Origin of the sequence: Aquimarina discodermiae, from assembly GCF_040786235.1 — a bacterium.
Lineage (GTDB): Bacteria > Bacteroidota > Bacteroidia > Flavobacteriales > Flavobacteriaceae > Aquimarina.
Genome location: NZ_JBFMKP010000030.1, coordinates 58,717 through 67,854, shown reverse-complemented (window position 1 = coordinate 67,854; position 9,138 = coordinate 58,717). Strand labels below are relative to the sequence as shown.

Genomic DNA, 9,138 nt, shown 5'->3' with positions numbered 1-9,138 from the left:
AATAAACTTAACTGATCTTGATCATAGGTCTTAAAAACTACTTTTCTACTCATTCTTAAAGTTAAAAAATAACTCAAAAATCTACAAAAAAAAGACTGCCTTTTTAGACAGCCTCTTTTTTTATACCAGAAAGGATATTAGTGGTGTAGTATATTCTTTTACCTTATGTAAGGACTCTACTATTTTTTCGTCTACATTATACTATAAATATTTAAAAATCAGAAGTTATGAGTAAGTTAGTTTTGGTTTTAAGAATTTTATTAGGGGCATTATTGATTATTTTTGGAATGAATAAGTTTATCGAATTTATTCCTGCTTTAGAATTTACCAATCCAGATGCCATAGTGTTTTTTGGAGCCCTCGCTGATAGTTATGTATTAAAAACAGTAGGATTAATCGAGGTCCTTGTTGGTTTTTTACTATTAATTAATATGTCGGTACCTTTTGCCTTGGTTGTATTGGCACCGATATCAATAAATATTATTTTATTTCATATTATTTTGGACCCTAAAAATATAGGACCCGCAATATTTGTTTTTCTTGTAAACACATTTTTGATTTATACCCATTGGGATCGCTATAAACCGCTTTTCTAAGATCATTTTTAAGTTTACACGAAGCCCTCGACTGCTCTTCTAACTAATTCGCATATTGTTAAACCCCAAAACAATATATAAAGAAACCCTTCCTTTCTTTATTAGGATTACTTGCAGAGCAGTCATTTTTATACTTTCTTTAGCACTTTTAGAAGCTTCTTTTGATAGATTTGTAGGGCATACAACCATAAACATTATGAAAAATACGTTCATTCTCTTATCTATCTTAACCGTAATGATAGCTTGTAAGAATCAAACACAAGAAACAAAATCCAATAAAACTACTATTGCATTGAACTACCCAGAAACTAAAACTGTAGATACCGTTGACACCTATTTCGAAACCAAAATAAAAGACCCTTATAGGTGGTTAGAAGATGATCGAAGCAAAGAAACCGAAAATTGGGTAACTACTCAAAACAAAACCACTTTTGATTATTTAAACAAGATTCCTTTTAGAGAAGATCTTAAAAAACGATTATCTGATCTTTGGAACTACGAAAAAGTAGGTCCTCCCTTTAAAGAAGGTGATTATACTTATTTTTATAAAAACGATGGCCTACAAAATCAACACGTTTTATATCGATTTAAAAAAGAAGGAGAAGAACCCGAAGTTTTTCTTGATCCAAACACCTTTAGTAAAGACGGAACTACCTCTTTGGGAGGTGTCAGTTTTTCTAAAAACGGAAAACTAATTGCATATTCTATCTCTGAAGGAGGTAGTGATTGGCGTAAAGTAATTGTTAAAAATGTAGAAACCAAAGAGGTTTTAGAAGATACTATCATAGATGTTAAATTTTCTGGAATGTCCTGGAGAGGTAATGATGGGTTTTATTATTCTAGTTACGATAAACCCAAAGGAAGTGAACTTTCGGCAAAAACAGATCAACACAAAGTATATTACCATAAACTAGGTACTGTACAAAAAGACGATCAACTTATTTTTGGAGGAACCGAAGAAGAAAAACATAGGTATACCTATGCATACCTAACAGAAGATGATCAATATTTAATTATATCTGCCAGTACTTCTACTTCTGGAAACAAATTATTTATAAAAGATCTTAAAGATTCTAATAGCAAATTGATCACTATTTTGGATACTACAGAAAGTGACACCTATATTATCGAAAATGTAGCTTCAAAACTGTATTTGGTAACTAATTTAAATGCTCCAAACCAAAAAATAGTTACTGTAGATGCCTCAAACCCTACTCCAGAAAACTGGGTAGATTTTATACCAGAAACAGAAAATGTACTTAGCCCCAATACAGGAGGAGGGTATTTCTTTGCAGAATATATGGTAGATGCCGTTTCAAAAGTATTTCAATACGACTATGATGGTAAATTAATTAGAGAAGCGATATTACCTGGTGTTGGTAGTGCAAGCGGATTTGGTGCTAAAAAGGAAGAAAAAGAACTCTATTATTCGTTTACAAACTACAAAGTTCCTAGTAGTATCTATAAATATGATATCGCCAAAGGAACATCTACCCTGTATCGCGAACCAAAAATTGATTTTAACCCAGAAAACTACGAAAGTAAGCAGGTATTTTATAATTCTAAAGATGGTACAAAAGTACCTATGATTATTACCTATAAAAAAGGAATCGAGCTTACCGGTAAAAACCCTACCATTTTATATGGTTATGGTGGCTTTAATGTTAGTCTTACGCCTTCTTTTAGTATTGCCAATGCCGTTTGGATGGAACAAGGAGGTATTTATGCCGTACCCAATCTAAGAGGCGGAGGCGAGTATGGTAAAAAATGGCATATTGCAGGTACAAAATTACAGAAACAAAATGTATTTGATGACTTTATCGCAGCAGCCGAATATTTAATAGAAAATAAGTATACCTCTAGCGATTATTTAGCAATTCGAGGTGGTTCTAACGGAGGTTTATTGGTTGGTGCAACAATGACACAACGTCCTGATTTAATGAAAGTAGCCTTGCCTGCAGTTGGTGTTTTGGATATGCTAAGATATCACACTTTTACAGCTGGCGCAGGATGGGCCTATGATTATGGAACATCAGAAGAGAGTAAAGAAATGTTCGAATACCTAAAAGGGTACTCTCCCGTTCATAATGTAAAAGAAGGCGTACAATATCCTGCAACAATGGTTACTACAGGAGATCATGATGACCGTGTCGTACCGGCACATTCATTTAAGTTTGCTGCAGAACTTCAGGCAAAGCAATCTGGTACAAACCCTACACTAATAAGAATTGAAACCAACGCAGGTCATGGTGCAGGAACACCTGTTAGCAAAACTATAGAGCAATATGCAGATATTTTTGGCTTTACCTTATACAATATGGGATACGAAGTTTTGCCAGAAAAAACTATAGCTCAACTAAAAAAATAAACTTTAGTCAACTACCTCTGAGTAAGTTCATGAGGCATCCAACGGAAAAACAGTTTTTACATTTCGAGACAAGCCTCAGAGAATTAAACTCCACAATGTGGATTAAAAACCATACTAAAAAATCCGTTTTCTAGATAGAAAACGGATTTTTTACTTTGAACTCATTCTAGTAGTACTAAAACAAAGCTAAAATCTAGATATAAATTCGGTGAGATTTACTTCTCTAGGAAGATTAAATTTTTTACGTAATCTATAACGTCCCATTTTTACACTTTTACTAGAGATACCCATCAAATTGGCAATATCCTTCGAATTAAAGTGCAGTTTTAGAAAAGAACAAAGCTTTAACTCTGTTGGTGTTAGGGTAGGATACTGTTCTCCAAGTTTTTCGAAAAAACCAGAATTTACCTGTTCAAAACGCAGTTTAAAAGCATCCCAGTTTTTTTTGGAGTTTCTATTTACAGATGCCAGAAGGTTGTCAATCTTTTGTTGATGAACTTCATCTACACCTTTTTTAATTTCATAAATATCATCTTTAAAATGTTTGATAAGTTCTCCATCTTCTATGATTTGTAAAGCAGAGGTTGTAAGTTCTTTATTTTTAATTTCGAGAATATCTTTGGTTTTATTGAGTTCTAGTTCTGCTATTTGCTTTTCTTTTTCTATTAACTTTTTCTCTTTTTTATGTTTTGTTCTTAAATAACTAAAATACAACAACCCAAACAGACCAATAATAATGGCACCCGATAAGTATATCGCTTTCATAATATGGTCAATTTTTTTTTCTTTTTGGGCTAAAATAAGCTGTTGTTCTTGTTGTGCTTTTTCATAATTATCTTTTAGTTCTGATATTTTCCAGGTATTTCGGGTACCAAACAAACTATCCTTTAAAGCTGTCCCCATGGTAAGGTATTCAAAAGCCAATTTATACTGTTCCAGTATTTGATGAGTAGCAGCCAAATCAAGCTGAATTTCTGCTTTAAGAGAAAGGTCTTTTATAGAATTTGATAAAGCCAGCGCTTTTAAAAAATAGGTTACAGCCTTATCATGTTTGCCTCTAACCTTATACATACTACCAATATAATAATTTGCTTGGGCGATATGGGTGGTTTCTCCAGACAACTCGATAGTATCATAGTTGTCTAACAATAATTTTTCTGCTACATCAATATTTCCTAATTCTAAGTATACTATCCCTTTTAGCATTAATATTCTGGCATTCCTAAAATCTTGCGTATCCTTATCTACGTTTTCGTTATCTATTATTTGTTGTGCTTTTTCTATATAAGCCAAAGACTTTTCATATCGCTCTTCATAAAAATTAACGAATGCGAGATTTTCGAATGTATTATTAAGAAATGATGCCTTTACGGGGCTATTCACCTCCATAAGTATAGCAATAGATCTTACATAATAACTTTCGGCCAAATCATATTGGCCAAATGACTGGTAAATATTACCAATATTATTATAAACAGCAGATTGAGTATCCAGAGATTCTTCATTTTCTAAAATGTCAAGTGCTTCTCTATAGAGTATAAAGGATTTTTCAAAATCTGATTTAGCATTGTAAGCGATTCCCAAACAATTCAAACCTTTGGCAACTCTAAGGTTATCATTGATAGCTCTACTCATATCTATGGCCTCATTAATATATACAATCGAAGAGTCTGGTTTTTTTTGACACAAACTCAATCCTTTTAGACGTAATTCGTCAATGCGAATGGTATCTTTTACAGAAAACCTTTTTTCTTGCAAAAAATTAAATGTATTTGCCTGCAGACATGCGCAAGTCAAAAAAAGGTAAACCGTAAATTGTATTCGAGAATAAAAAAACATGAGGGCTTTCAATTTTAACAAAAGTTTTATAGGTATTATAAATATATTAAAAACCTCTGATTTATAGGGTTTAGTATATCTGTAGACTTTTTGTAGACCTATTTATTACCATTCCATATAATTTGTAGACTTTTTTTATGTTATACCAATGCAAAATATCCTCATTCTTTTTGGAGCTTTGCATTGTCTTTTAATAAACAATTCACATATATAGACATTTTAAGTTTTGTCTAGGTATTGTACTCCCCCACTATACAAATACATGGTTTCATAAACCGATTTGGTGTTCAATAAGATTAATTTAAAGTAAACACGAACACATTAAAAGTTAAAAGTATTATGAAATACAAGAACATTGTTGCGGGAATACTGACAGTTTTTTGCTTTGTAGTCACAGAGTCACAAGCACAAAAAACATTAGAAGTACAAGAATTAGAAAATGGTAACATTAAAAAAAAAGCCTCGAAAGCTAACTATCTAAAACGAGGCACACTTTCTAAACTAAGTTTAGATTTACAATCAGTTATTGATAAAAATACCGAAGGAGTCATTGTTGATAATAATGCTGTTTTGGTAAGAGCTTTTCCTAATCAAAGTGTAATTGCATTAGAAAAAGATTTAGCATCAATTGGTGCAAAACGATGTAAAATAAGAGGTAAATATGTAACCGCATGGATTCCTATAGATAAAATAACATCTTTAGAGTCCTTGACATCATTAAAGCATTGTGCTGCTCAAACTACTTCTCAAAACACAAATTCTTTTTTCTCTAAAGAAAAAAGAGCATCTGCAAAAACAGGAAAAACTGTTACTCAAGGAGATATCTCAATGCTTACCAAGGCGGTTCGTGAAAATCTAAAAGTAGATGGAACTGGCATTCGAATAGGGGTAATGTCTAATAGTTATGATTTATTAGAAAGCGCTGCTCAATCTGTTATAGATGGTGATTTGCCCGGCGCCAATAATCCAAATGGATATACGCAAGAAGTGGTGTTATTGAGAGAAGGACCTGATTTTCTATTAGACAGTCCAGCTGTGGATGAAGGGCGTGCAATGGCAGAAATTATTCATGACATAGCACCAGGAGCAGAAATCTTTATTCGTACTGCTTTTTTGGGGATAGAAGATTATGTTGATGGGATTTATGAACTAGCCGATGCTGGTGTAGATTTTATTGTTGACGATATTAATTATTTTGACGAACCATACTTTCAGGACGGTGTCCTTAACCAAGCCATAGATGATATAACTACTAGGGGAATAACATATTTTACCGCAGCTCTTAATGCTGGGTTAAATTCTTACGAAGCAGATTTTGTAGATTCTGGCATTGATATAGGCGGGCCATGGGGACGTTTACATGATTTTGGAAATGACCATACAGAAGAAATAGTTGTAAATAACGACACGATTGCTGTTCCGACTTTACCTTTTGTGTTAAATCCTGGTCAAAGACCAAATCTAACAATGCAATGGGATGATCCTTCCATTTTTGCAAACCCAGAAGGCCCAGGTCCTGATAGTGATTTAACAATCATGATTATAGGCGAAAGAAACGGTGTAAGAAGTCCTATTGCATGGAGTACGCACACCAGTATCACAAATGAAGTACCTTTTGAAAGAGTTAATAATTTTACAAATCTTACAGAAGAACCTTTAAATCTTAGTATTGCCATTGGTGTTGTAGAAGGTCCAAACCCAGGTAGAATAAAATTTATAAATCAAGCCACTAATTTTGGATTTAGACCCTTTACCGGTACTTTGGTAGGTCATGCAAATGCTGCCGGAGCTATTACTGTTGGCGCTGTAAATTATAATAATACTCCACAATTTGGCGGTACATTACAACCTTGGTTTAATTCTTCTGTAGGAGGTACTGCTGTTTTATTAGACAGAGATGGTAACCCTATAGCTCCTATCGTTCGTAACAAACCAGACTTTATGGGTCCTCATGGGGCAAACACTTCCTTTTTTGGCTCAACTGGTGATGGCGATGTAGAAAATGATGGTTTCCCTAATTTTTTCGGAACTTCTTCTGCAGCACCACATGCTGCGGCTGCAGCTGTTCTAATGCAAGAAGTTTCCAGACGAGATTTAGGAAGGGATTTAACAAAAGATGAAATTCTTACCGCTTTTATAAATACTGCCATCGATTTTAGAGATTCAGGTTTTGATTTTAGTACTGGGCATGGATTTATACAAGCAGATGTAGCAACAGCAAGTATTTTACCTTACCCTAGTATCTATCGTTTTCAGGTTAGAAACGCAACCACAAATGATGTTTTAGGTACCTTATTTAAAGGTGATGAGATTGATTTGTCTTCTATAGAAGGTGGAAAAATAAATATAGAAGCTTTAGCAAACTTTGGAGATAGTGCTAACGGAACCGTTCGTTTTGGAATGTTCTCTCTTGGTTCTGGTTATCGAAGTGCCAAAGATTTTACAGCACCATACATCGCTTTTGAGGATCAGGAAAATCCTTTTGTAACGAATGGAAAATATACGCTTTCTGCCACTCCAAAAGTAAACTACACTATAGGTCGTCTTACCTTTATGAGGTTCTCTATTATTAATGGAGAGGAGAACAGATATAGTAATTACTATAATTATCGTAAAGATGGATCAGAATTAGAAAGTAAAATATATCCTAATCCATCTACTGGTGTTATTAATATCGTAGAAAATGAAAAGAAAATAGAGCAGATTACAGTGTTCAACTTTTTAGGGCAGCGAATCTATGAAAACTCAATATACGATACAGGAAAAATAAAAAAACAAATAGATCTGTCTAGCTATACAAAAGGAATGTATACGGTAAAAACAAAATATAGTAACCATAAAGATTCTTTTGAAAAGATTATTATCAAATAAAAGATATCTAAAGGATTAATTTTACTGAAACTTAGATAGAATAACTTCTTTGGTGTAAAATAAATCTCATAACAAATTGAAGCAATTATAATTCGTATAAGTTGAGTTTGTGTTAAATAAGTACAATTATGTTTCAATTCAGACCTTGGGTGTAGTTAACCCAAGGTCATTTTTTATAGCATTTGACTTCTAAATACCGAAATAGTACAATACTAAAAAAAGCAGTTGGAGAACAGTTAAATTTAGATTTGAGATCAATTAGAAATTATAAAAGGCTAAATAAAACTGCTATAAAATAAAAAGATTACTCTTTTTAAATACGTGTAAGCATAATTACAACCATAATTTTTTAAAAAACCCGTTTTTCATTTGCAAAAGCGGGTTTTTTTTTGATCAAAGTTCAATATATTTGAGAATGCTTAGAGTCGAAAATATATCTTTTGCTTACGACACTCAACCTGTCTTAAAAAATGTAAGTTTCAATATAGAAAAGGGACAACACATTGCTCTTATCGGAGCCAGTGGTTGTGGAAAAAGTACCTTATTAAAAATTATTTATGGTCTTTTACAAGTTCAAAATGGTGAGCTATTTTGGGATGATGAAAAGTTATTGGGTCCGCTCTTTCATCTTGTTCCTGGTGAAGAGAAAATGAAATATCTTTCTCAAGGATTCGAATTACAGCCTTTTAGAAGTGTTGCAGAAAATATAGGTCAATATCTATCCAATTTTGAACCAGAGCAAAAACGAGGCCGTGTAAATGAACTGTTAGAAATCGTAGAAATGATCGATTTTGCCCATACTAAGGTAGAAAACTTGAGTGGGGGTCAAAAACAAAGAGTAGCGTTGGCAAAAGCATTGGCCAAAAGACCTGAAGTACTTTTATTGGATGAGCCTTTTGGTAATATTGATAATTTTAGGAGAAGTTCTTTACGAAGAAACCTTTATAGGTACTTGAAACGAAATAAAATTACAAGCATTACCGCTACTCATGATAAAACAGATATTCTATCTTTTACAGATCAGACCATTGTCATTCGACAGGGAGAAATATTAACTCAAAAAAACACTATCGACTTATATCAAAATCCTACCAACTATTATGTAGCATCTTTATTTGGTGAGGTAAATGAAATGGCACTTTCTTTATTTACAAATTCGAAAAAGGAAGGTACGGTTTTGATCTATCCGCATGAAATAAAAGTGGATCAAAATTCTGATAAAAAAGTAAGGGTTAAAAATGCTTATTTTATTGGTAATGATTATTTGACCGAAGCAGTTTTTGAAAACACTATCGTCTTTTTTAATCACAATAAGGCATTAAAAGCTCCAGAAATAGTTGGGATTACCATAGCAGAAGAAATCTTTCAGAAAAGAACGGTATTTTAAAGCTTAATTTCTTTGTAACCTTTAAACACAATTTATCCTAAGCATTTTGATATAACCTCTCGAAGTGTGTTCTTTAA

5 protein-coding genes are annotated in these 9,138 nt (G+C 32.9%); 4 read left to right on the top strand and 1 reads right to left on the bottom strand.

The window, feature by feature from the left end; all coding sequences use genetic code 11:
* Positions 1-227 precede the first annotated feature (227 nt).
* On the top strand, positions 228-596 hold the full coding sequence (locus ABW636_RS18185; RefSeq protein ID WP_367591496.1) for a DoxX protein: 369 nt from the start codon (positions 228-230) through the stop codon (positions 594-596).
* Between the two features lie 196 nt (positions 597-792).
* Positions 793-2,964, top strand: coding sequence for a prolyl oligopeptidase family serine peptidase (locus ABW636_RS18180; protein WP_367591495.1), 2,172 nt, complete (start codon positions 793-795; stop codon positions 2,962-2,964).
* 186 nt (positions 2,965-3,150) lie between these two features.
* Here ABW636_RS18180 and ABW636_RS18175 read toward each other — a convergent pair whose 3' ends face one another.
* The gene (locus ABW636_RS18175; RefSeq protein ID WP_367591494.1) at positions 3,151-4,722 is read right to left on the bottom strand and encodes a tetratricopeptide repeat protein; all 1,572 of its coding nucleotides are present in this window, start codon (positions 4,720-4,722) and stop codon (positions 3,151-3,153) included.
* 420 nt (positions 4,723-5,142) lie between these two features.
* On the opposite strand from ABW636_RS18175, the gene ABW636_RS18170 reads away from it, so the two are divergent.
* A complete protein-coding gene (locus tag ABW636_RS18170; RefSeq protein WP_367591493.1) occupies positions 5,143-7,674 on the top strand; it encodes a T9SS type A sorting domain-containing protein in 2,532 nt (843 codons plus the stop codon).
* A 415-nt stretch (positions 7,675-8,089) separates the two neighbouring features.
* Positions 8,090-9,061 carry an ABC transporter ATP-binding protein gene (locus ABW636_RS18165; protein ID WP_367591492.1) on the top strand — a complete coding sequence of 324 codons (972 nt, stop codon included), beginning with the start codon at positions 8,090-8,092 and terminating at the stop codon, positions 9,059-9,061.
* Positions 9,062-9,138: the final 77 nt, after the last annotated feature.

Coding starts and splice junctions, on each gene's coding strand:
- ABW636_RS18180 (WP_367591495.1), top strand. CDS start 793: ATGAAAAATACGTTCATTCTCTTATCTATCTTAACCGTAATGATAGCT.
- ABW636_RS18185 (WP_367591496.1), top strand. CDS start 228: ATGAGTAAGTTAGTTTTGGTTTTAAGAATTTTATTAGGGGCATTATTG.
- ABW636_RS18165 (WP_367591492.1), top strand. CDS start 8,090: ATGCTTAGAGTCGAAAATATATCTTTTGCTTACGACACTCAACCTGTC.
- ABW636_RS18170 (WP_367591493.1), top strand. CDS start 5,143: ATGAAATACAAGAACATTGTTGCGGGAATACTGACAGTTTTTTGCTTT.